Origin of the sequence: Granulicella aggregans (genome assembly GCF_025685565.1) — a bacterium.
In the GTDB taxonomy this organism is placed as follows: Bacteria; Acidobacteriota; Terriglobia; order Terriglobales; family Acidobacteriaceae; genus Edaphobacter; species Edaphobacter aggregans_B.
Window position 1 is genome coordinate 1188336 of the sequence record NZ_JAGSYE010000002.1, and the last position, 23850, is coordinate 1212185.

General features: G+C 57.2%; 22 protein-coding genes and 1 tRNA gene. 9 read left to right on the forward strand and 14 right to left on the reverse strand.

Annotated features, from left to right (window positions below; all coding sequences use genetic code 11):
* Positions 1-27: 27 nt before the first annotated feature.
* Entirely contained in the window at positions 28-1077 is a 1050-nt protein-coding gene (locus OHL18_RS14415; protein WP_263375544.1) for a Fic family protein, read from the reverse strand.
* A 459-nt stretch (positions 1078-1536) separates the two neighbouring features.
* On the opposite strand from OHL18_RS14415, the gene OHL18_RS14420 reads away from it, so the two are divergent.
* Positions 1537-1851 carry a hypothetical protein gene (locus OHL18_RS14420; protein ID WP_263375545.1) on the forward strand — a complete coding sequence of 105 codons (315 nt, stop codon included), beginning with the start codon at positions 1537-1539 and terminating at the stop codon, positions 1849-1851.
* A gap of 133 nt (positions 1852-1984) precedes the next feature.
* Here OHL18_RS14420 and OHL18_RS14425 read toward each other — a convergent pair whose 3' ends face one another.
* Positions 1985-2416: a hypothetical protein gene (locus tag OHL18_RS14425; RefSeq protein ID WP_263375546.1), complete on the reverse strand. Its 432-nt coding sequence runs from the start codon at positions 2414-2416 to the stop codon at positions 1985-1987.
* Positions 2417-2648: 232 nt separating this feature from the next.
* On the opposite strand from OHL18_RS14425, the gene OHL18_RS14430 reads away from it, so the two are divergent.
* The gene (locus OHL18_RS14430) at positions 2649-2990 is read left to right on the forward strand and encodes a hypothetical protein (protein ID WP_263375547.1); all 342 of its coding nucleotides are present in this window, start codon (positions 2649-2651) and stop codon (positions 2988-2990) included.
* Between the two features lie 942 nt (positions 2991-3932).
* On the opposite strand, the gene OHL18_RS14435 is transcribed toward OHL18_RS14430, so the two are convergent.
* Both OHL18_RS14435 and OHL18_RS14440 read right to left on the reverse strand, forming a co-directional pair.
* Entirely contained in the window at positions 3933-4784 is an 852-nt protein-coding gene (locus OHL18_RS14435; protein ID WP_263375548.1) for a hypothetical protein, read from the reverse strand.
* A gap of 911 nt (positions 4785-5695) precedes the next feature.
* The gene (locus tag OHL18_RS14440; protein WP_263375549.1) at positions 5696-8824 is read right to left on the reverse strand and encodes a metallophosphoesterase; all 3129 of its coding nucleotides are present in this window, start codon (positions 8822-8824) and stop codon (positions 5696-5698) included.
* Between the two features lie 411 nt (positions 8825-9235).
* Between OHL18_RS14440 and OHL18_RS14445 the strand changes: the two genes are divergently transcribed.
* Positions 9236-9361 carry a hypothetical protein gene (locus OHL18_RS14445; protein WP_263375550.1) on the forward strand — a complete coding sequence of 42 codons (126 nt, stop codon included), beginning with the start codon at positions 9236-9238 and terminating at the stop codon, positions 9359-9361.
* 127 nt (positions 9362-9488) lie between these two features.
* Here the strand turns inward: OHL18_RS14445 and OHL18_RS14450 are convergent, their stop codons facing one another.
* Together OHL18_RS14450 and OHL18_RS14455 are read right to left on the reverse strand one after the other, a co-directional pair.
* On the reverse strand, positions 9489-10301 hold the full coding sequence (locus OHL18_RS14450) for a hypothetical protein (RefSeq protein WP_263375551.1): 813 nt from the start codon (positions 10299-10301) through the stop codon (positions 9489-9491).
* A gap of 403 nt (positions 10302-10704) precedes the next feature.
* Entirely contained in the window at positions 10705-10908 is a 204-nt protein-coding gene (locus OHL18_RS14455; RefSeq protein WP_263375552.1) for a helix-turn-helix domain-containing protein, read from the reverse strand.
* 270 nt (positions 10909-11178) lie between these two features.
* On the opposite strand from OHL18_RS14455, the gene OHL18_RS14460 reads away from it, so the two are divergent.
* Entirely contained in the window at positions 11179-11925 is a 747-nt protein-coding gene (locus OHL18_RS14460; protein ID WP_263375553.1) for a hypothetical protein, read from the forward strand.
* A gap of 2 nt (positions 11926-11927) precedes the next feature.
* Complete coding sequence (locus OHL18_RS14465; protein WP_263375554.1) at positions 11928-13121, forward strand: tyrosine-type recombinase/integrase; 1194 nt, start codon at positions 11928-11930, stop codon at positions 13119-13121.
* A gap of 10 nt (positions 13122-13131) precedes the next feature.
* Here OHL18_RS14465 and OHL18_RS14470 read toward each other — a convergent pair.
* From OHL18_RS14470 to OHL18_RS14480, 3 genes are all read right to left on the reverse strand, one after another.
* Positions 13132-13206: transfer RNA gene (locus OHL18_RS14470), tRNA-Asn, on the reverse strand.
* A 92-nt stretch (positions 13207-13298) separates the two neighbouring features.
* Positions 13299-14111: a CAP domain-containing protein gene (locus tag OHL18_RS14475; RefSeq protein ID WP_263375555.1), complete on the reverse strand. Its 813-nt coding sequence runs from the start codon at positions 14109-14111 to the stop codon at positions 13299-13301.
* A 56-nt stretch (positions 14112-14167) separates the two neighbouring features.
* On the reverse strand, positions 14168-15451 hold the full coding sequence (locus OHL18_RS14480; RefSeq protein WP_263375556.1) for a glycosyltransferase WbuB: 1284 nt from the start codon (positions 15449-15451) through the stop codon (positions 14168-14170).
* 273 nt (positions 15452-15724) lie between these two features.
* On the opposite strand from OHL18_RS14480, the gene OHL18_RS14485 reads away from it, so the two are divergent.
* From OHL18_RS14485 to OHL18_RS14495, 3 genes are all read left to right on the forward strand, one after another.
* On the forward strand, positions 15725-16534 hold the full coding sequence (locus tag OHL18_RS14485; protein ID WP_263375765.1) for an ABC transporter permease: 810 nt from the start codon (positions 15725-15727) through the stop codon (positions 16532-16534).
* Positions 16535-16673: 139 nt separating this feature from the next.
* Positions 16674-17162, forward strand: a complete 489-nt coding sequence (locus OHL18_RS14490) for a hypothetical protein (protein ID WP_263375557.1) — start codon at positions 16674-16676, stop codon at positions 17160-17162.
* Complete coding sequence (locus OHL18_RS14495; protein WP_263375558.1) at positions 17155-17646, forward strand: metallophosphoesterase family protein; 492 nt, start codon at positions 17155-17157, stop codon at positions 17644-17646. Before OHL18_RS14490 ends, OHL18_RS14495 begins: the two co-directional genes overlap by 8 nt.
* A 107-nt stretch (positions 17647-17753) precedes the next feature.
* On the opposite strand, the gene OHL18_RS14500 is transcribed toward OHL18_RS14495, so the two are convergent.
* Together OHL18_RS14500 and OHL18_RS14505 are read right to left on the reverse strand one after the other, a co-directional pair.
* On the reverse strand, positions 17754-18698 hold the full coding sequence (locus OHL18_RS14500; protein WP_263375559.1) for an ABC transporter permease: 945 nt from the start codon (positions 18696-18698) through the stop codon (positions 17754-17756).
* Positions 18695-20083 carry a hemolysin family protein gene (locus OHL18_RS14505; protein WP_263375560.1) on the reverse strand — a complete coding sequence of 463 codons (1389 nt, stop codon included), beginning with the start codon at positions 20081-20083 and terminating at the stop codon, positions 18695-18697. Before OHL18_RS14505 ends, OHL18_RS14500 begins: the two co-directional genes overlap by 4 nt.
* 331 nt (positions 20084-20414) lie before the next feature.
* Between OHL18_RS14505 and arr the strand changes: the two genes are divergently transcribed.
* Positions 20415-20828, forward strand: a complete 414-nt coding sequence (gene arr, locus OHL18_RS14510; protein ID WP_263375561.1) for an NAD(+)--rifampin ADP-ribosyltransferase — start codon at positions 20415-20417, stop codon at positions 20826-20828.
* Between the two features lie 83 nt (positions 20829-20911).
* Here arr and trxA read toward each other — a convergent pair whose 3' ends face one another.
* The 3 genes from trxA to thrC form a co-directional block, all read right to left on the reverse strand.
* The gene (trxA, locus tag OHL18_RS14515) at positions 20912-21244 is read right to left on the reverse strand and encodes a thioredoxin (RefSeq protein ID WP_263375562.1); all 333 of its coding nucleotides are present in this window, start codon (positions 21242-21244) and stop codon (positions 20912-20914) included.
* A 323-nt stretch (positions 21245-21567) separates the two neighbouring features.
* Positions 21568-22509 carry a homoserine kinase gene (thrB, locus tag OHL18_RS14520; RefSeq protein ID WP_263375563.1) on the reverse strand — a complete coding sequence of 314 codons (942 nt, stop codon included), beginning with the start codon at positions 22507-22509 and terminating at the stop codon, positions 21568-21570.
* Positions 22506-23804, reverse strand: coding sequence for a threonine synthase (thrC, locus tag OHL18_RS14525; RefSeq protein ID WP_317890498.1), 1299 nt, complete (start codon positions 23802-23804; stop codon positions 22506-22508). Before thrC ends, thrB begins: the two co-directional genes overlap by 4 nt.
* Positions 23805-23850: the final 46 nt, after the last annotated feature.

Here is a 23850-nt window from a genome sequence, read left to right on the forward strand (position 1 = left end):
TGAACGTTGAGGCCAACCGCGCGGCAGTTACTTGATCGTGTAGCGTGCCCCGCGCCCCTGCCCGACCTGACGCAGGTATTGTTGCTCTGCCAGCTTCTTGACATGCACCTTAATGGTGTTGCGGTTCGCGCCGGTCGAGTCCTCAATTTCCTTGACGGTGACTTCGCCGCGCGTTTTCGCCAGCTCCAAAATCTGACGGGAAAGGGCGGCCAAAGATGAGCGAAGCGCCTGCTCCTCCTTCACCTTCGCGGCGAGATTATCTTTCTGCTTAGCCATCGTCTTCAGGAAGAAGACCAACCAAGCCTCCCAGTTCTGTTCTTCCTTGCGGATCGTTTGCTGAGTCCTGCGGAGGGCCAGATAGTAGCTGTCCTTATTCTGCTCAACCACGCCTTCCATAGAGCTGTAGGGAACGTAGCTGTACCCGGCCCGTAGCAATAGCAAGGTCGTAAGCGCACGCGATAGCCCGCCATTGCCGTCTTTGAACGGATGGATAGCGAGGAACACCACAATGAAGATCCCAATGAGGATCAGAGGGTGATGGCTCTCCTCTTCCACGGCGCGGTTGAACCAATCAACAAGGTCCTTCATCCATCCCGGCGTTTCAAATGGGGTCGCCGTTTCGAAGACAACTCCCAGACTCTTACCGTCAGGTCCGAACGCCTCGACATGGTTCGTGACGGTCTTATACTGGCCACGATGGTCCTGATCCTTGGAACTGTATTTGAGGAGAACACCGTGGAGCTGTTTGATGTGATTCTCGGTCGAAGCAATCGCATCGTACCCTTCGAAAATCATATCCGTCGCATCGGCGTAGCCCGCGACTTCCTCCTCGTCGCGGCTGGCAAATGACTTGGTATGGAGCCCGGAGAGCAACTTCTCCACCTCTGCATCGCTGAGCTTCGACCCCTCAATACGGGTGGACGACCCCACGCTCTCGATTGTGGCAATTCGTCGAAGAGTGGTGAGTTTTTCAGGGGCGAGGGTCTCAATGACGGTCCAGCGCCCTTTGAACTCGTCGATTTCTGCGATGAGTTTAAGGATTTCCGGGGTGATCGTGATGTTGGTGATGCGGTGCATGGCTGATATCCATTTTCACCCATTTATAGCCATTTTGCACCCGATCAGGCAAATATCCGTTTTTGCCCATTTTTACCCATTCAGCGCGGGGCGTGAGGGTTCGCCCGTCGGCCTTTGCTGACTTCATTAGCTCACTGTAGCTCTCCGCTGTTGCCTGTTCCATGTGTCTTTGGACACATGAGAAGAAGACATTCTTCTCATGACAGCGCCTCACCCGGAGCGGAAGCGTCGGTCAAGGCCGCGCGATTCTGCGCGCCGCGTAGCGGGCGAAGCACCTTGACGGACGCTGGAGTGGAGGGTACGTCCCCACGGGTGCCGAGGGTTAGGGCTCCAGTCGACTGCTGAGTTAGTGAACCACTGACCACTCTTATATGGCCGCGCTCGCTTGACACTAAAGGCTCCGTTGGGAGCCAACAAAGACTTGTCGGTGTCTATCCAGAACCCGGACAGGCGTCAGTATTGTTGCTCTTCGGAGAGGGGACTAAACTGCAAGCGGAATTCTGGCGCCTCATTGAGCATGTAAGGGCAAGTTTCAGCAGCTTTGATCATCAGCAAAAGTATGGCTTGCCAGTGGTTATTGACGCCATCCAGGAGCTACGAGAGCGGTTGGCTGACAAGATGGTCGAAGAAGCTGTTCTTGATGAGGAAACAGGAGATCTTCTCTTTCGGTTTACACATGACACCAAGCTACAGATTCTGAATGTCACTGGGTATGAAATCTGGGACATCAGATTTCCGGACGGAACGGGTGAATACTCCAACTATGCGAAGTGAGGATGCCGAGACGAGGGCATGGGAGGATCTTTTCATGCATACCTCACGCTTTACCATCCTCAAAAGCGATCAGCCGTGAGTCGGAAGTTTCCGGCGAGGCAACTTTCAGAAAATTTGGACGCCTCTCCTTCAATCACTGCGGACGTAGGACAATGTCTATTCCGAACAACTTCGCATAAGCATCCACGACTTCTGCCGATTTTGGATATGTGATGGTTATTCGATTTGGTCCTTCCCACACTGCGCTCGCCGCCCCTGGACCTACGTTCTTTAGTTCGAGGATAGGTTCATACTCATAGCCTTTGTTGGGATTGCCTGTGCTTAGGTAAGCAAAAAAGAAGTTGTACTGGCCGCAAGTCCTATGGAAACTCTTGAAGTTGTGTGCTCCTCCATCCGGAGCGTTCACAATCCTCTGCTCGGTATCGGGGCTACAGTTCCCATCAGAGAAATGGCTCATCGGAACGATAAACAAAAAATAGAATGCCAACCACCCCAGGCCAGCGACCAACGCGACGCCACCGATGACTTCAAGCACGATATGAACCCAACGGACTGACTTGGACACGTTGCGATCTTAGCAAGGATGCTAAATGCCGACCTCCGCTTACTTTCGGACTCAGGACATGCGTGGGCGTGAAGGATTGATCGGCCTAAGCCTCATGTGCCACACTCGGGCTATGAGGGAACTCCGGTACATCGAACTCAAAAGCGGTCATTCCGATGACGGTCCCGCTTGGATCGGCTACGTGAGTATGTCGAAAACTGGTCGGACTGTGTATTTCAACGGACGAGGTTTGATGAAGCTGAAAGGCCAGCGACGCGGAGAATCAGGCGGGAACTACGTCGATATGGAGACTGGCGAATCGTTCTGGGTTTCAGGCGTTAAGAAGAATGGAGAAGATCGCCATTGGGCGGGGGCAGGCATCGTTCTGGTTGAGGCCGCCGCTGTGTCTGAATACTTGCAGACAATCGAGGCCAAGGCCCTAGACAAGGCGAAATGTGAAGTGACCGACTCGATCCGCCAGACGGACATCGAGAGGCTCTCGAAGCTGGCAAATGCAGTTGGCAAGGGGTGGGGCGACCACCCAGACTCATACTCATTCATCCGCAACGTCACTTTGACTGCAGCCAAAGAGTAGGGATTACGATCGGGCTGCGCGGACATGCGCAGCCTGGCATGGAGCGGCGGGCGGGAGAACAGCCACAAGATCTCCTCAACAGCCACCAAAACAGCCACCTGACCAAAAGGAAGAAAGCCACCTCTCGGATGGGTTCTCTAACCTGCTGGTTTATATAGCGTTTATTGGCTCCTGAGGTAGGACTCGAACCTACAACCCTTCGGTTAACAGTTGCCGGGGAGCCGATTGCCCTTAACTGCTACGATCGCATTCTGACTGTTCACGAAGAGGCTTTTAGCAGTCATCAAGGCATGATCGATTACTGCCCTTATCCCTCAATTGCTGCCCAGCGTCCCCGGTATTTCCCCCGGTATCAATTACGGCATCTAGCGGTAATTCCAACTTGTATGCAGTTTTTCAGCGGGCCACTCCGAAGGAAGATCCCGGTCTCGGAAGGACTCCGGACAGGAACGTCGCCTCGACAAGGCGAAAGGGTGGTTGATTCTCCTAGCCCTGCAGCGCCTGATGCCCCAATCGCAACGCGAGCCAACCGAGTTCCAACATAACAACTCACCGCACAGGGCAACTCGTAGACAGGGCTATCTCGCCCTTACCTGAAGCGTTCATTGTCCGAGGGAGCCGTATACCAAAGAACACGGGTGCATTTTCGAATTTCGGAAGGAACAAAGGCGGCTCGGTATAACAAGGCGCAAACTGAGCGCAACATGCTAAGACGTTACTGGCGGGTTCCCGACGGACTGATTGGCTGGTGACATGTTCATCGCGTACGACTCAAATGGTCGCAAGAGATCCACCAGCGGCTCGATGACTTGGCCGGATAGCCAGTGGTCATGGTCCCGACTATGCAAGATGACTGGCATTCAGGTGTGTATCAAAGATAAGCTGTCGAAAACTCGGCAGCGATCACCGGCACGGAGAGATGTCGGCTGAGAAACGATTCAGTTACTGTACCGTAGCTTGGAAGAAGTCTTCGTATGACTTATTGGGCACAGCGATCTTCTGGAAATGCGACGTCCTCACTGACTGTCCGTTCTTGTTTACAAGTTGGAATACCAGTGGTGATGCTTCCGTCATGATTTCATTGTCAAGACCCACGACTATCACGGCTCCGTGCAGGTCCAGGATACTAATAAGCTGACCGCTGGTGTGTTCGAGTCGACCGCTGGCACTATAAATATTTATTTGGTCGATGCCACTATCCCAAAACCAAAACTGCCACCGGCTATTGTCCCTTTCACGGCTCGATGCCCTTATTTCAAACTCAAGATCGCCGCGTGACGTTGAGTAATCGCCACCAGACAAGAGCGCAGCCAAGGCCGGCGAACTAGGCGATTGATATATCGATACATCAACGCTAGCAGAAGAATCTTGAGGCAATCCATTTAGGCTCACGCCCTTGATTCCAAAAATGGAACCAGGAAGACGACCTCGTTTTTCACAACCTTCGTAGAAAGCCTTACTGGCACATGAGATCCTGAGCGACATGGTAAATCGAGGATTATCAATTGGTGCCAAAGATCGCTGAATGTCATTCAAGGTTTCGTCGGCCTTCTGCGCTAGCCTGTAGGTCTTCTCGGTCTCGGTAGCTGCGTCTCTCTGCTGGGAGATGACCCCTCCCGTCACTGTAAGAATAATTCCAGTAAGCGACACATATCCCCAGATATTGATGCGGCTGGCCTCTTCCCCCGTAACCGGATGTCTTTTCTTCGTTTTGAAATCAGTTAGAAGAGCCAAAATACCAAACGCACCAGTTATCACGATCGACCATTGCTTCCAACTGGTAAGGATGTGCATAGGATCTTCCCTTCCCTCATAAATATCGGATGGTCGGAACTATACCACGGCTGAAGCAGCACGTTGGACTGGTGCCGCCTCCTCAGTCCAGCCAGCGTCTTCTGAAACTTGCCTGGGCGAATTCGAGAAGGAGTCCAAGCCCCTGCTCGCATGCCGGAGGCTCTCATAACATGATCCAGACTCGCATCGTTTCTTGCTCTTGTTCGGTCATACTCACCTAGAAATCCGAGACTATCAAATTCAAACTGCTACAAACAGGAGCGCGCACCTCGTGTATGTTTCCGCCGCGCTTACATGCAAATGCGCATCTCGGGCCCGGTGTTCCGGACATTCCCACCAGCGCAAGGTGCAAGTTCGATGCCACATCAGGAGATCCTCATGCCCAGCTTTCCGAACGACTGAGGGCGCGGTGCCGCCCCCGAATATATGCTTGCTGAGCGAACTCCCATGCCTTTCGAGCTTGCCAGCCTTAACAATCTAGTAGAAGACATATGGGCCAACCCTTCCGACCTTCGACTTCGGGTGGGCCATGATCTCACGGCGCGTCTTACGGCCCGTTGGCAGCGAGCACTCGCTCCGAGCGGCGTCTTTGAAGCAAAGCCCCGAGGCCCGGTACACGGCGCTGCCGACGGTCACCCTTGGAAGGTGCCGGCTGATGAGGATGGCGTAACGCGTCCTTCTGCAAGCGGATCAATCCATCGAGGACTGGGCGTGTCTGCTTCTGGCGCTGCCCCTCAATCTTGCCGCCAACAAATGATCGGAGGGGGTCGATGACGAAATCGATTTAAGTTTGGCTGATCGTTTATCCGAGGAGTTCGATGTCAGCTATGCTTTTGGTGCCCACCGTTCCATGGACACCTAGCCTCCCTTACACAAATAAAGAAACGGCTATCCGCCTTTGGGGTGCCGACTTAGGCCGATCCTGCCTTCAAGAGTTTCTTTGAAGTACCTCTAATTAGTGCCGTGTTCACCGCGAAACTCAGGAGGTTCCCCGCCCACTGTTGGATCGTATAGTCCTCCGGAAAGAGATAGAAGTGATCCAAGACAAGGTCTCTCAAGGTTTGATAAGTAAACGTGTTCGCTCCAAGTTCCGTTGCTAGATATTCAACGTCTTGCTTAGGGAACTTCACGAAATGATCAAGGCGAATCGCCAGTTGAATGAGGCGCGAAGACAAGCTATTGTCGCGAAGCTCCGCAACCTCTTCATACGTGGCCTCCAGCTCTCTCAAACCAATTGCGTGCGACATGCGTTTCAAAAGAGCAAACGTAACCTCCCGTAACATCTCAGCGATGATCAGCTCTGCACGGGATCTGAGCTCTCGGTCGGTGCCCGTAAACGCCATCCTGGTTCTCAAAACTTTGGATATGTCCTCAGTAAGTTTTTCGGCATCAGCGTGTGTCAGCGAAAAGACAGCGCCTAAAATCCGCAGTCCGAGCGAATAGCTTTCGAACGCGAGCTCCAGCTTTATCTCAGCCTTAAGGCTCCCAGGAAAGTTGCGTAAGACCTGCCCCATTAGGCTTAGATACCGAATTCCTATGATCAGTTTTTGCTCAATCGGCAACTTCTCGCCGTAGACGATGTCGCTTACTGACGGGTCGCTGCTGGGTTCTATAGATTCGCCAGACTCGTCTCGCCGCTGAGCCAGCCTTTCCCTATTTTCCTGAACTGAGCAATCAGGCAAGTGCATCACAGGATCAGGCGTGATGATCTGATTGACAAAATCAAGATGAGAATCAAAATCAAACTCCGGCACGTCCTTAAAGATTCTTTGCGCATTCGCGATGATGTGATTGATGAGCGACCGATCTTTCGTCAAAAAAACGTAGAAGATTATAATGTTCGAGTTATCCTGCTTATAAACTCTCTCCGATAAGCTCTTCAATTGCCTGAACAGATCCGCGCGGCCACTTCCTTCATCAAGATCCGCGAGATTCTCTTGAAAATACTTGGCGACAAAATAGCAGTATCCATAACCATAGCTAAAGCGAAACCCGTCAACATCCTCGGCGATAATACCCGCGTCAAGTAGTGAGAGTAACAACTGATCGCTATCTAGCGGAATCTTATATTCTTTATAGTATTGCTCTCCCTGTTGTCGCCATTCACTCTGGCTAAGGTGGCGCTTTTGAGAGGTGAAGAGCCTCCAAGCCACCCTGGAGAGAAATGTAATTTTGGTCCCAATGTCGATCGACTTCATGCTTACGCGTCCGAGCCTAGCGGTTATCAAGGCTTCATACACCTGACCGTAGCTGCCCAACCCCCCGTTTTGTGAACCGGCATCGGCATCGTATGTTTGCAGCAATGTAAGTATATTCACCGGATAGGATGGGAGAAGATTCCGCCCCAGAACGGTATCGACGACCCGCGTGCTATCCGCGATCCTCCTCGCCAGCACGCGCTCCTCCTCTAAAAACGTAGTGCCTAAACTATGCCATTTAGCAATTAATTGGCCTCTCAATCTGAAGCCAAATTCGCGGATATCCGCAATCTGAAAGCCGGACAGGGGCGAGCTCTCGCTTCCTCGCGAGAGCTCCTGAATCAAGAATATATCGTCAACAAATAGGATTGTGCATCCGAAGTGAGCGGTCGCGTGTTTAAGAATCGCGGAGCGTCCAGGTCGACTAAATTTCGCCTCATCCCAATCATCAATTATCAAGACGCGATCATTCCTATTTAGTCCTGCATAACACCCTCTATTGCCAGGCCCATATTGCTCGTCGATCGCGCTGTCAACGGCGCTATTGAATGCTCCGCCGGGATCGGCACCAACGATTTCTTGCCCTTTGATCATCAAGGAAAACCGTGAGTGCTTGGTATTTGCTTCTATGAACAAAGACTTGCCGAGAGCACTCTTTCCGCAGTCTGGAGGACCCGCGATGACCAGGGCACTGGTGTTCAGGACGCGGGTCGGCACCTCTGCGCTTGAAATATTTCTCGGAAGATCTCCTGACGCCTGCAGCTTTCGGGAAATCGATCTAGTTTTCAAGTCTGGATAAACAAAAATGTCACTTAGCCTCAGATCCTGCTGTCTCGGGTGTAGAAAGCCAGTGCCGGGGTCCGTCATTTTCAATATAAAGTTGTTTACAACTTGGAGGCTATTAACTCTGGCGTGCTTTTCTCCGAGTGGGACGACTTTATCAGAACCGGGCTTGACATATGACCCGGTTGACCATCGGAACTCCTCGTGGCGCGACGTGCGAGAATCCAGGTCTAAATGAATGATGCCAAAAGCGCTTTCGCCACTGTCATGGGGCTGGTAAGCGCCGCTTTCAAAATGCACTAAATGGGAGCCTGAAAAGGGTGCAACTACCTGTCCCCCCTGAAGATGTTCATGCCCCGTGATGAGAATGTCAGAGCTCTCTTGCACTGCTCTCCGAAAGCTTTGATGACTTATCGGGTTCAACCAATTCGAGGGATGATGTACAAGCGAAATAACTACGTCTGCATCAGTCTTCTCGGAAGCCCTAGTGAACACGGAGGTGGGAAAGCCTAAGGAGCCGGGCTCTTCATTTCTGCGTGACAACCATGAGGAGTTGAAGCAACGGAATTCAAGCATGAAATTGCCGAACGCTAATTTGCGCACTTGTAGAAGACGATCTTCCAAGGGAATCTGCTCGCCCGTGAGTGTCATTACAAATTGATAGAAAGGAGATTGAACCTGCAGTAGCGTCTCGACTGTTTCGCCGCAGGCGTCTATGGATTCAAGTTGCGAGGGGATCTCATCTAGCAATCGCGGGCGAAGATCGCCTATACCTCGGAAATTGCAGTCGTGATTGCCGGGAATGAAGGTCATAGCAGCGGGATTTGCTTTGATATCTATGCCGAGGTCGGCAAGCAGGGATGTGAAGAATTGGATTGCGATTTGATATTCCGCTGGGTCCCCGGTGTTTGCGATATCTCCGGTGATAACGAAGATAAGCTCTTCTTCAGGCGAACGCGAGAATGCAATGGTGTTTGAAAGTTTTGCTCTTCGTCTCAATCCGACATCAGAGGCAGACTTAAAGTGAATGTCGCTAAGGTGGACGATTGCAAGCTTCATATGACGTGTGGCGCTCCTTGTGCTCTAGGTTAATTCGAGAATGCTGTGCCACGATTAGATTCGTTCACTGCCATGGACAATACCAGGGTTGGACGGGTTCGGTCGAGGGCCTGCCGCGTCGTATTCGGCGCCCACGGGTTCTGTGCCACAGAAGCACGCGATAGACGAGATGGAGGTCGATATTTCGGCATCAAGACTTCGCTTTGACGCGCGGTGTGTTCGGGAATCGCCATTTCGAAGCCGTCAGATCTATGTGTCGTGCCAATCGTAGCCGACGAAGGCCGATGAACTGGACTGTTGCCCCAAGAGAGCCCTTCCTTATCTCCGGATGGAAAAGAGCCTGTGCCGATATTCGGAGCTGCCGAAGGATTGGGGAGCAAGGCGCAAGAATCGGTGAGGTTGGTGACACTAATGCAAAATGTCGACGTTGTATCTCTTACGCAGTGCAGCGGCGTGTCGGTCGAGATGTCGCACTCCCACGACGTCTACTCGGGGTGCGGGTCGGTCTGGTTTCTCCCAAAGCGGGTGTACAACTAAGCCGGTTTAACCAGGCCACTAATCGGCCTCCGGGGGGGGACATCACAAGTAGAACGGCGTTTGGGGTTTGACGCTTCTGCTATAGCGTACCGTGAGATTGACCGGAATGATTGAATGATCTCGCGCTTCATCCTGTCTGTGGTGGAGTTCGCGGGCGCACTTCAGTCAGTGAAGAGAGAATTACCTGTACAGGTGCGCTGCTCTTGTATCGTGCTCTTCGAGCTTCTAGCTGCAGTTCGCGCTGTAGGGCGATCTCGTCTCGCTGCCGCCGGAGCGCTTCCCCGACCATTGACTGAAAATCGGGATCGTCGAAGGTGAAGTGGTACCGCCCTACGCGACGGACTGGCCCAAGCCCTCGCGTCCGAATCACTTTGAGGAACTTCATCTGCTCAAAGTGCCGCAGGGCTCCTGAGATAGTCGCTGGGCTGCCTACCCCAGAGAAGCGCATCAGCCCACGGTACGAAATTTCAGCAAGCCCAGAATCGCGGTCAGAAAAAGTGAACAGGGCAGGCAAGATCGATCGCTCTGCGTTCGAGAGGCTTGCCCATATTCCGCACCGCACCAACGCATCGACGACACTGTCGGTGTCACTGGCCCGGAAGTGCGGGTGCCACGCTTGGCGCTTGATGACGTGATCGCCCTTTTGAAGGGTGGGGACAGTGAATCGAGCTTTGATCCATTCAGCAGCGGCCCGCAGGTCACAACTGAGGTAGAGCATCACGAGATCAAGATTCGACCACGTGTGATCGTCACAGACAAAGCAGCGGCCAGTGTTTTGCTTCTTGCGAAATGCAATTGAGGGACTCGCGTCGCCATTGCGATGGCTCTCCTTGCGCCAGCAGTGCGCGCGGTAGCCGTTGACGACAAGTCCGAGTTGGCTCGCCACTTCAACGATAGAAATCTTCTTGCGGATGTATTCAAAGTCCAGTAGTCGCGACATCGGTTACTTCGCCTCCCTCAGAAGGCAAACGGCTTCAATGAAGGCAAGATATCGCCGATCGTGGATGCAGACGCGGCACCGCCTATTCCCGAGGCAGAGGGCGCAAGGGTAAAGCCGAAAGTAAGGGGTGAACGCCAGCAAAGTGAGCGATTGACTTGCCTCCCCGACCATCACCGAACTCTTTCTTGCAGACGTGCCTTAACAGCGGCGGTCGAAACGCGCCAGCGACCTGCGACCTTCCGTGCCTCCAGCCTGTTCATCTGGATCAGAGCCCGCACGGTGTTATCCCTCATCCCCAGCGCGCGCCCTGCTTCGAGGACGCTCATCTCTTCAGTCCGCTTCATGCCGACTCCCTTGGTCATTTTGTGGTCTACCCTGTCTACAAGCCGGATGTGTGCCGCAGTCAGTCGCGGCTCTCAAGTGCGGGAATGGTGCCCCGGTCGATGATGCGCTGAATGGTTTCTTCGGACACGCGGACTGAGCGACCAACTTTCACGTATGCGATTTTGCGGCGATAGACCCAGGCGCGAAGCGTGTTCACGGTGATGCCCAATTCCTCGGCGGCCTGCGGCAGAGACTTCAAATGAGTGAGTCTGAGTGGGGACATGGATGTTTTTCTCCTCCTGATACTGTTTGTGCTTGCTCTTCAAACAGACTAGGTGCAAGATGTTTTCATGTCTGCAACGCAGCTTGCGGCATAATTTCTGTCTTGCAAGGAGTGATCGTGAGAGACAAGCGGATTAGGGCACTCACTCCAATGTGGGCAAGGAAGATCACGGTGGAAGTGAGGGGGGAGTTGCTTCGCGTAAGTGGAGAGGGTCGAATCGAAGAAAATGCGATTGACGCACTAAAACTCGCGCCCAAGGAGAGAGCGGCGTTGGATATTTTCCGACACTTTCGCGGATATGCTGTAGCGCACCTGGGTAAGGATGACCCGTATTTTGACGGTGGGGTGTATGAATTTGCAGCAGCAGACAACGACCAGAAGCTCGTTGCATTTTGCGAGAAATTTGGCCCCGTCTGTGGAGATCTGCTTTCGTTGGAATATCAAGGGAGGGGAGCGTTCAAGTTAGTCGTCGACCAGTCTCTGGTGCAGCTTCGCCGCGAACGGGACCGATTCTTCGCAGCCGTGCGCTTGCTCAATCAGATTAGGAAGGGCGCCGATGCCGATCTGAATCTCACGAAGGAAGCGATCGGCAATATCCGCATTGACGACGATGGGACGTTCGGCATGGTGAGGTTCTGGGACAAACTTTCTGCCCAAGTTCGTCCCGAAAACGATAAGTTTGCCTCGCTGATGCTACTCGCGGAACACGCTCTTTGCGATCTGTTGAATGAGTGTCCCCTCAAGTCGGTTCCTCTAGGCGGCAGACTCTTTGATCTGCCATACACGGAGGACAGCGGCATCCGAAGCGCGCTGTACCACACCTTACGATGCGACTACTACGCGCGCCGACAGATTGGCACCTGCCTGAACTGTGGCACGCATTTCGCCGTCACGCGCCGGGGGACGCGTGGCTGCAGCCAAGGCTGTCGGACGGCAATTCGAAATCGGGAGTATTGGGAGAGACACAAAGCCGAGATCAACGCTGGTAGAAGCAGGCAAACGAGAGAGAGGAAGTAAGCATGTCGTTATTCAAGTACAAGGGCAGCAAGGTCTGGACGATGGATTTCGTGTTCCATGCACAGCGCATCCGGGAGAGCACAGGCACGACCTCGAAGACGCTCGCACAGAAGATCGAAGCCAAGCGACGACGGGACCTGGAAGAGGGCACAGCGGGAATCAGGAAGCATCAGCAGCCCCGTTTGTTCTCCGTCGCGTCCGAAGCATGGTTGGACTTGAAGAAAGCCACGCTAGCGCCGAGATCCGTCATGATCGAGAAAGCGAACCTCGCACACCTCCTCCCGGAGTTTGGCCGGAAGCTGGTATGCGACATAGAGCCGCGTGACGTGGCGAAGTATCAGCGGAAGCGGGTAGATGCCGGAGCATCACCGAAGACGGTCAATCTGGAGATAGGCACGCTCCGAGCGATCCTGAAGCGCTCTGGCCAATGGGCGCGGCTGCAACCGGATGTGAAGATGCTCCCAACGCGGGAAGACGTAGGACGGGCGATTACCCCAGAAGAGGAAGCGGCCCTGCTACAGGCTTGCGGGAAGTCCCGCTCGCGCTCCCTCGTGCCGTTTGTGACGGTAGCAATCGAAACGGGCGCAAGGTTCGGCGTGATTCGGACGCTGCAATGGGGAAGCGTCGATTTCGAGAACCGCTGCCTGCGCTGGGGCAAAGACAAGACGCCATCCGGCACGGGCCGGATCATTCCGCTAAACCAACGCGCAATGGCCGCCTTGAGCTTCTGGGCGACGCACTTCCCAACGAGGGAGCCTGAGCACTACGTCTTCCCCACGGAGCGCTACGGGGCCGCTGGTGACGTATTCTCCGCTAAGGCATACGACTGTGACCCTACCAAGCCCATCGGGAGCATTAAGGAAGCATGGGAAGCGGCGAAGCTGAGGGCCGCGCGGATACTGAAAGGGGAGCCCGACTCCGCCGCGAAGATTGCGCCTCTGCCCTGCCGGTTCCATGACCTGCGGCACACGGCTGTATCGCGGATGCTGAATGCGGGAGTCCCTATCGCCAAGGTTGCGAAGATCGCCGGGTGGAGCACTGCGACGATGGTCCGCATGGCAGCGCGTTATGGACACTTCACATTGAATGAACTGAGGGGAGCAGTGGAAAGCATCAGCAGCGCCCCGTTTGAAACGGAGCCCCCGGTATTTTCCCCGGTATCCGACAATACTTCAGAGAGCGTTCGCCCTAACTGATTGATTTGATTGGCTCCTGAGGTAGGACTCGAACCTACAACCCTTCGGTTAACAGCCGAATGCTCTGCCATTGAGCTACTCAGGAATATATGAATGGCACGCGTCTTCCAACTTCGCCGCCTCCTTAGTTATAACAAAGCTGGGGGACAGGGTCAAAGTTGACTGCCCGTCAGCGCCTCATTCTCCAGAGCGGCCGCCCCGATACAGCAGGACCGCGACCCGATACATGGAGAACTCCGGCTTACCCTCCATTGCACACGCCGCCACAACTGCCCGGCTATACCGGCCGGAGTGCAGCCGAGTTGTGAGTTCCGCCGGAAGAGTCTCCAGGTCATCCGTTGTGTACCGCATCACAAACTCTGGAAGGGGTGACATCTCCGTGGTGGAGCTGCCCGCGCATGCTTGCCGAGCGTCTTCGCCTGAATTGTCTACAGACATCCCGGAAGCACGTACAGCTCCGGCCACCGCGCTTTCCTGCTGCTGCAACGAAAGCGCCGCAACGGTGCGCGCGAAGTCCTCCACGGCGAACATCTGCCCATTGCGCGAGATCACCGAGATTCCCACCGAATCGACCTTTGGATCGAGCAGATTGTGCTTGTGCCCCTCAGAGTGCATCCAGGCAGTGTGCACCAGGATGGCGCTCGGGGCTTGTGCAACATTCTCCGTAATCAGACTAAAGCGGGCTCCGGCCTCCGAGGCCCGATTCGCCAGATCAGGCTCTCCTCCGTACTGATGCGAGATGCTGTTGTGCTGAACCATCAGCGTCGCGTGCCTGCGAGCCGCGGCCGAAAGCGCCGCGTCGAATCGCAATGGCGGCAGACCAAGAACAGCCCGCTCCTGGTCCGCAGCAGACTTCAAATACTCTTCAGAGACATTCGCCGAAGGGCCAAGGCGCTGCGCATAGGGGAGGCCCCATGATGAAACCAGCAGGCACGCAAACAAACCCAACCCATACCCTGCACAGACTCCCTGTAGATTGATCGTCTTCATCAATCCTCTCCCTCGCATTGGGCATCGCCTCACAACGTATCACCGCAGCTTCAAGCCTAGCCGCGATAGCTCTGCGCCAGCTGGATGTCCTCGGTCTTCTCGGGCGGAAACACCAGCGTGATCATGTCCTTCTCAAAACGCCGCAGGACGTGTTCCTTACTCAGATTCTTGACCGCATACTCCCGCGCCGCCATTCCCAACCGCATGCGCAACTCCGGACTCTCGATCAGTTGGCGGGCAGCCGCATAAAGGGCGGCAGCGTCTGAGGCTGGAACCAGCAATCCGCGACCCTCGACCACCCTGGCGAGTTGCGTTCCCTCATCCGCGGTAGCGATCACCGGCCTTCCGCTCGAAAGGATTCCGTTCAGCTTCGACGGCATGACGAGATCGGCAGCTCCCTTGCTCTGTGGCAGCAGGTGGATGTCGGCGGCGTTCAGCAGATCATTCAGGCGGTCCGTACTCTGGAGCGGCAGCATGGTCACATTCTTGCGCCGCGCCACCAGTTTTTCCAGATGCGGCCGAAACGCCCCATCGCCGCAGAAGACAAAGTGTACTCGCGAGTCATGCGCGAACGACTCCGCAAGCGGTGCCAAGACTTCAAGGCCCTGCTTCGCTCCCATGTTGCCGGAGTACAGCAGAACGATCTTCCCTTCCAGCGATAGAACTTTCCTGAAGTGGTTTGCCGCCCCAGGCTGCGCTGGCCGCACAGTCTCGACATCGCCCCAGTTGGGAAACAGAATGGCCTTGCCGGGACCGACTCCGCGACTGGCCATGCGGTCGACCATCTTGTCCGAGATCGTCGAAACCCGCGAGAAGCCGCTGGTAAAGAAACTCTCCAGCCCCTTGGCAATCTTGTGAAGCGCCCCTCCGCGAGGCAGCATGCCCAGGCTGAACGCTGCGTCTACTTCGAAGTCCTGCACATGCAGCCAGGACTCCGCTCCAGTCACCGCCGCGGACATCAAAGCTACCGGCGCCGCGAAGAACGTCGGCTCCACGGCGAAGACAACCTCCGGTTTCCACAACGTCTGCAAGGCCATCACCGGAATACTGCTTAAGGCGAACGAGCATAGGTGGATCAGCCGCGTCACTCCGCTAGGCCGCGCCGGCACCCACAGCGGGCAGCGGTAGACCCGAGGCTCCCCGGGGCGTTCGGCGCGCTCTACCCGATAGAAGAGCCGCCGGTACTCGGCTGAGACCCGCCAGGCAGGGTAGTACGGCGGTGCCGTAACGACGCGCACTTCATGCCCCTGAGACGCCAGCCACGACGCCATCTCACCGGTGTATTTCCCCACGCCAGTCAGCTCAGGTGCGTAGTTCAAACCATAGATCAGGATTCTCAAAAACAGCTCCAGTACACACTGGTAAGAACGAAAAGGAGTTGCTGGACTAGTGTCTAGAACCCTGCAGCGAAACACTTGTTGCGGCTGCCCATTCTCTGGGACAGGCACATTTCTATTGTTACTATGATGCTATTTTACTCGCATCTCACCCGCTAACCCACGGGTATACATTCTTTTGATATGGCATTGAGCAGTCCCTCCATAGGAAACGCAAGGCCGGACGGTATCCCTTTCCAGCCACCGTCCGCATCGCGATCGCGCCTGCCTCGCGCGTTGCGGACGCCCCAGATTGTCTTCGCCGTCTTCCTCGTCGGCCTATTTTCAGCTTGCGCCTTACTCTCGCCCATCATCGCCCGGATCGATCCCGCTCACATCGACCTCACCCATCGCCTGCTGTCTCCCGGATTACCCCATTGGTTTGGCACCGACGAGCTCGGTCGAGACATCTTCGCCCGCACCGTCTATGGGGCCCGCATCTCCATGGTCGTCGCGCTGGCCGTCGTCTCTCTTTCCGCCGCCGTCGGTCTGATTCTCGGCGCCGTCTCCGGCTTCTACGGCGGCTGGATTGACACCGTCCTCAACATCTACCTCACCAACGCCTTCCTCGCGCTCCCCGGCATCCTGCTCGCAATCGCCTTCGTCGCCTTCCTCGGACCCGGCCTTCTCAACCTCGTCCTTGCCCTCGCTCTCTCCGGATGGGTCGCCTACGCCCGCCTCGTCCGCGCCCAGGTCATGGCCGCCAGCCGTCTTGAGTTCGTCGAAGCCGCCCGCGCCCTGGGAGCCTCCGACCTCCGCTTGCTCTGCCGCCACATCCTCCCCAACATCCTTCAGCCGCTCATCGTCCAGGCCGCCGTAGGAATGGCCTCCGCCGTCCTCGCCGAAGCAACTCTCAGCTTCCTCGGCCTCGGACTTCCGCCACCGGCAGCAAGCTGGGGGGCGATGCTGAACGATGCCCGCTCCCACCTCTTCGACGCTCCTTACATCCTCTTCTTCCCGGCCATGGCCGTTATGCTCTGCGTGCTCTCCTTCAACTTCATCGGCGACGCCCTAGGTACCATGGCCGACCCGAGATCAACCAACTAATTCCATCTGCGACCAACGGGAGCGCGACGCGAAGCGGGATACAAGTCACGAAGTGACCGCCCCGCGCGTAGCGGGCCCGTCTGGCAGGACCGACTTTCGGGTATGCTTACCGCGAGGTATTGCACGCATGAGAAAGTCCTTGATTGACAGCGAAGCCCTAGCCAAGTGCCCACCCGTACCGCAGGATAGCTGGCTCGACCTCGACGCGCTCGCCACCGTACACATTACCTCGGAAGACTCGCTTTTTCCCATCGAAGCCGCTCTCGTGGATAAGCCCAATGCCCCGACCTGGAGCGGATGGCGCGCCGCCCGCAACGGCCCTCAAGTAGTCCTCATCAAGTTCGACCATCCCGTCTCTATCCGCCGCATCCATCTCCGTATCGTCGAAGCCGCCTCCCCCCGCTCGCAGGAGTTCGCCATCTACGCCTCTTCAAGCGCAGGCGATCACCGCGAAGTCGTCCGCCAACAGTTCAACTTCGACCCCAATGGGGCCTCGGAAGAGATCGAGGACTTCACCGTCGACCTCCACGACGTCACCGTGCTCGAACTCCGCATCGACCCCGACCGCGCCCACGATCCCGCGCAGAGCCAGCACTGCGCCAGCCTGAAGAGCCTGCGCCTTGCCTGAGTCTCCTCGCTCCGCTGCCGAACAGCCCTTCCTGCTCGGCGTCATCAGCGACACCCACGGCCTCCTCCGTCCGGAGGCCCTGACCGCGCTCGCCCCCGCACAACACATCCTCCACGCCGGTGACGTCGGCAACATCGAGATCCTCGAGGCTCTTAGCGCTATCGCCCCGGTGACCGCCATCCGCGGCAACGTCGACATCCACGGCCCCTGCGCCGAACTCCCCGAGACCGAGATCGTAGAAGTAGACGGCCGGCTCTTCTACCTTGTCCACTCTATTCGCGATCTCGACGTCAGCCCTACCGCCATGGGCATCGCCGCCGTCATCTCCGGCCACTCCCACAATCCGTCCATCGAAACCCGCAACAATGTCCTCTATCTCAACCCCGGCAGCGCCGGCCCCCGCCGCTTCCAACTCCCCGTGACCGTAGCCCTCATCACGATTACCCCCACCACGCTCGACCCAAGAATCATCCCCATCCTTTGACTTCGAGAACCGTCATCTCGACCGAACCGAAGCGAAGTGGAGAGCCCCCGCATTGGCCGATGCGTTCCGTCGACTACACCCTATTCCCTTCTCCCTATACCCTGCCTTTACCGCATCCTCGGATTCACCACCGCATAAGCCACATCCGTCAGCAGATTCACTCCCACATAAGTCAGCCCCACCGCCAGGATGCATCCCTGCACCAGCGCATAGTCCCTGTTCGAGATCGCCGACAGCGTCAGCCTCCCAATCCCCGGCCAACTGAAGATCGTCTCGGTCACAATCGCCCCCGCCAGCAGGCTCCCGAACTGCAGCCCGATCACCGTCAACACTGGGATCAACGCATTCCGCAGCGCATGCCCATAGACCACCTGCCGCTCGGTCAGGCCCTTCGCCCGCGCCGTCCGGATGTAGTCCTGCCCCAGCTCTTCGAGCATCGCCGCCCGCACCATCCGCGTCAGAATCGCCGCCAGCCCCAGCGCCAGCGTCAGCGCTGGCAGCAGCAGGTGCAGCAGAAACTCTCCCACCTCGCCGGTCCCGGCACCCGAGACCGGCAGCCACCCCAGCCAGATCGAAAAGACCAGAACCAGAATCGGCCCCAGCGCAAAGTTCGGAAACGAGAGCCCCCCAAGGCTCACCACGCCAAGCACCTTGTCCTGCCACAGCCCGCGATGCACCGCCGACCACACTCCCGCGGGCACCGCAACCAGCACCCCCATAAGTAGCGCCGCCAGCGTCAGCGCCAGCGTGTACGGATACCGCTGCAGCACCAGATGCAGCACAGAATCATGCAACCGCAGAGACTGCCCCAGATCGCCATGCAGCAGACCGCCCCAGTAGTTCAGATACTGCACATGCAGAGGATCATCGAAGTGATACGCATGCCGCAGCGCCGACACATCGGTCGCCGTAGCTCCCTCGCCCAGCATCTGGACGATAGGGTCCCCGGGAACGATGTGGATAAGAAGGAACACCACCGACACCACCACCCAGATAACAGGAAGAGTCACCACCACCCGCCGCAGCGGCACCCAAAGTTGCCGAGCCCTCACCGCGCCGCCAACTCCGCGGCTGGTGTCGCCCCGTTCAGCGTCAAGTCCTCAACCCGAACCCGGCTGATCCGGTGCCCAGCCATCTCCGCCACGATGTACCGGCGGCATTCGAACTCCAGGCTCTCGCCGTTCTTCGGAATGTGCCCCAAATGCGCCAGCATGAACCCTGCCAGCGTCTCCACTCCCGCCTCACGTGGAAACTCCCAACGAAGCTGAGTTCTCAGGTCTCTGAGGCTCGTCGACCCATCGAGCGACATCACCCCAGTGCTGCTGAACAGCGCCGTCCGGCTGGCGATGTCGAACTCATCTTCAAGCTCGCCGACAATCTGTTCCAGCGCGTCCTCAGCCGTCACCAAGCCCACCGTCGATCCAAACTCATCCACCACGATGGCGATCTGCCGCCGCCGCTCTTGAAACTCTTGTAGTAGCTCCACCGCCAGCTTGGTCTCCGGCACCACCACCACCTCGCGCATCACCTGCCGCACCGTCAGCCCGGAGTTCCCCGTCCCTCCCAGCCCCAGCGAGACGCTCCGGAAGTGCATCAGCCGCGAGATGTCCTTCGAATACAGCACCCCGATGATCTGCTCCGGTCCTCCCGCCGGGTCATACACCGGCACCCGCGAGTGCTGCTCATCGACGATCCGCGCGCTCGCCTGCTCCACCGGCATGTCTGCCGGCAGCGAGAAGATCTTCCCCCTCGGAGTCATAATCTCGCGCACCGTCACATGATTCAGTTCGATCGCACGATGAATGATCTCTTCCTGAAACTCCGGCAGCAGGCCCATCCGCCGCGTCGCCGTCGCAATCAGCTTCAGCTCCTCCGGCGAGTGCACCGCTCCCTCGCCATGCAGCGGAGCCCGGAACAGCTTGAGCACCAATGCCGCCGACCCGTTCATCACCTTCACCGCCGGCCGCGTCATGCGGATAAAGACATCCATCGGCCCCGCGACCGCCAGCGCAATCCGCTCCGCCCGCTGCAGCGCCAGCGACTTCGGCACCAGCTCACCCAGCAGCACCTCGAAGTACGTGATAATCGCAAACGCAATCGCCGTCGCAGCAATATGGACGTAGATCATGGTGTGCCCGTCCGTCATCCACCTCATCCCCGTCCACACGCGCAGGATCACCTCGGCGATCGCCGGCTCTCCCATCCACCCCAGCGCCAGACTCGCCAGCGTCACCCCAAACTGCACCGCCGGCAGAAACTCGTCGATCGACTTCTTCAGATGCAGCGCCGTCCGCGCTCCCGGCCTTCCCTGCGCCAGCAATGCCTGAATGCGCGTCTCCCGCACGCTTACCAGCGCAAACTCTGCAGCCACAAAGAAGCTGTTAGCCAGAATGAAGAAGGCCACCAGCATCGCGCGAAAAAGAGTCCACTCAAGCATTATCAGAAGTGTACCGGCAGAGAGGCAGTTGTCCGGTGTGAGTTATTCGTTGTCAATGATTCGTAAGTCCCGCTCATCCTGAGCGTGCGAAGCATCGTAGTCGAAGGACATCGAGAGAGTTGGTATTACCCATACGGTTCGAACCTATCCGCCACGAGCAGGTGACCCCATCTCGCTGTCGAGGTCGCGATCAAAACCTGGTCGAACTCGAATTTGAAGGTGGATGGAGATTCTTCGCTCTCTCCACTCCCAGTTTACTAAATGCGCCTGGGCTTGCCGCAACACCCGCCTCCAGCCCCATCATGATCTTCATTCAGAGGGAGGTGGCCTTATGTCGGCAACGGATAGCAGGTTTCGTCAACAGTTCTTTCACGGTACCCACGCAGATCTCCATCACGGCGATCTGATCGCAGTCGGCTACACGTCCAACTTCGCCGAAGACACGGTTCTCTCCTGGGTGTATTGCACAAGCACGCTCGACGCAGCCATCTGGGGCGCTGAACTCTCCGCAGGCGACGGCCCGGGAAGAATCTATGTGGTCGAGCCGACCGGTCCAGTCGTCGACGACCCCAACCTCACCGACAAGAAGTATCCTGGCAACCCGACTCTCTCCTACCGCTCCCGCGATCCGTTGCGCGTCGTTGGAGAGGTCACAAAGTGGCAGGGACACCCACCCGAGCAGGTTCAAAAGATGAGGTCCGGCCTTCACTCATTGAAAACCCAGCGCGCCGCGATCATCGATTAGTTAAGGCACCCAAGAGACAAAACGAAAAGGCCCGGCGATCCCCTCGCCGGGCCTTCCCTATCCGCAAACAACCTCGCAATAACTTACGCGAGAACCTTGGTGATCGACTTGTCGATCGTATCCTTGGGCACGAATCCAACGATCTGATCCGCAACCTTGCCGTCCTTGAAGATCAGCAACGCGGGAATACCGCGAATCCCATAACGCATCGGAGTTGACGTGTTGCTGTCGACATCCATCTTCATGACCTTGATCTGGCCGTTGTACTGAGTTGCAACCTCATCCACAACCGGCGCAAGCGCGCGACAAGGACCGCACCACGCTGCCCAGAAATCAACCATGACAGGCTGAGAAGACTGAAGAACCTCTTTTTCAAACGATGAATCGTTTACTTCGGTTACAAACTGACCTGCCATTCCAACTCCTCCCGCTGCGCTGGCCTGTTGCATCTGATCGGCGCAGCGTAAGCATCTTCAATACTAGATGTACAAACTGACAAAACGGTTCGAACGCCGCAAAAATCCCGGTCCCACAAAGGAGTGATCGTCTGGACGCCTTGGGTACCGCAACCTGCCAGCTCTGCTACCTGACAACCTTGCGATACTTGTGCCGTCGTTAAATGGAGAACGCCCGGACCTCTGAGGTGAATCGTCAGAGGTCAACGGGCGGCGCAGGAGCCCTCCCCAGAACTTCCTACGTGAATGACATTACGATAAGCGACCCTCGATGTACACATCACTTACGTAACCGAAAAAGTAGTACCTTGCGAGGTATTTGCCTCAATCAACTCGACTTGCCCCGCCGCTTCGGCGATCGCCGACCGAACCTCAGCCCTCGCCGCCCGCTCGTGGATCACCAGAACCGACGGCCCTGCCCCACTAAGCGAAACCCCGAGTACTCCCGGCGTTCCAGCCAGCGGAAGCAGCAGTGGGAGCAACGGGCAGGCCTCCATCCGGTAGGGTTGATGCATCCGGTCCGTCATCGCCGTCCGCAGCAGATCGCCTCTTCCGAGCGCGAACGCCGCCACAATCAGCGCCGCATGTTGCACATTCAAAACCGCATCCGCCTTCGCGTACGCTTCAGGGAGAAGAGCCCGTGCCTTGGTTGTTGCCAGTCCCGCGCTCGGAATCGCCAGCATCAGCCCCCACTCCCGAGGCGCGGCAAAGCTCGCCGCGACGAATTCTCGCCCGTTTCCGGGAAGCTTCGGGGCAGAAGTTGTCATACCTCCCAACCAACACGCGGCTACGTTGTCTGGATGACCTTCGCGACGGCACGCCTCCTCCATCGCCTCGTAACCTGTCATACCAAGATCGCCAAAATGGTTAGCCAGAAGCACGCCAGCAAGCAAGGCAGCCGCGCTGGACCCGCAACCCATGCCCAGGGGAATCTCGTTGTGCAACCGTAAATGAAGCGCAATCGGAACTCGCCCGGCAGCTCTGACCACACTCGCGTACGTATCGAGGATCAGATTGCCTTCGACCGCGCCGCAAAGCGCCGCATCCCGCCCCGTCGCCTCGATCGCAGACCGCCCCTCGGGGGCAAGAGCAGCGTCGATCGTCAAATAAAACGACATCGCCAGCCCCAGCGCGTCAAATCCCGGCCCAAGGTTCGCCGAAGTCGCTGGCAGCTTCAAAAAGATCGATCCCGGTCGTCCCGAAGCCGTCAAAACCGCCTCGGTCATACCGTCTCTGCCACGCGCGAACCCGCCATCTGTGCCTCAAGCTCCCGCAGCACCACATCCAGATCCGCATCGAGCACCACCGGCGGCTTCCGCAGCCCGGCATGTTCCTCACGCTCCGCCGCTGTTGCTCCGGACGTCTCTTCCGCCGTCAGCAACTCGCCGCGATGATATTTGATCGTGTACTCGGAGTCCTTTAGCGTGTGCCCCGTCAGCACAATCACCACCCGCTCCTCACGCGTGATCTTGCCCTGCGCCACCAGCTTCTTCAGCCCAGCCAGCGTCACCGCCGAGGCCGGCTCGCAGCCAATCCCCTCGGCGCCAATCTGCGCCTTGGACAGCGCAATCTCCTGCTCGGTCGCCTGCTCCACCCATCCCCCGGTAGTCCGCAGCACCTCAACCGTCTTCTTCCAAGAAGCCGGATTGCCGATCCTGATCGCCGAAGCCCGCGTCTCCGCCACCACCGGCTCAAGGCTATCGCCACCATTCGCCTGCATCGCGCGATAGAGAGGATTAGCCCCCGCCGCCTGGATAACGCTGATCTTCGGCACCCGCGAGATCAAACCAAGCTGCTTCATCTCCGCGAACCCCTTGCCCAGGGCAGCGCCATTCGCAAGGTTGCCGCCCGGCACAATCACGTGCTCCGGAACCTGCCACTCCAACTGCTCCACCATCTCGAACGCAGGAGTCTTTTGCCCCTCCAGCCGGTACGGGTTCACCGAGTTCAACAGATAAATCGGAAACTTCTTCACTAACTCCGTCAGAACCTTGACGCAGCCGTCAAAGTCCGTCTTCAGCTGGATCGTCAGCGCGCCATAGTCCATCGACTGCGACAGCTTGCCCCACGCAATCTTGCCCTCAGGGATAAAAACGATGCTCCGCAGCCCCGCCCGCGCCGCATAAGCCGCCATCGCAGCAGAGGTATTGCCAGTCGAAGCGCATGCGACCCACTCGAACCCACGCTCCGCCGCCACCGAGATCGCCGCCGTCATCCCGGTGTCCTTGAACGACCCCGTCGGATTCATCCCCTGGTGCTTCGCCAGCAGCCAGTCGATTCCGGCAATCGCGCCACAACGCGGCATCTCGTACAGCGGCGTGTTGCCCTCGCGCAGCGTCACCACGCGCTCAAAGTCCTTCACGATCGGGAACAGGTCGCGGAACCGCCACACACCGCTCTGGTCGATCGAGAGCGTAGACGTCCGCCGCTCCTGCCACAGCCACCGCAGAGCATTAGGGTTAGGAGGCAGCGCGGATCCGCCCGAGCTCGCCGAAGGCGTTGCGCTCCAGGGATACACCACCTCGTACAAACTTCTGCAATTCGTGCACCGGAAATCGCTCGCAACC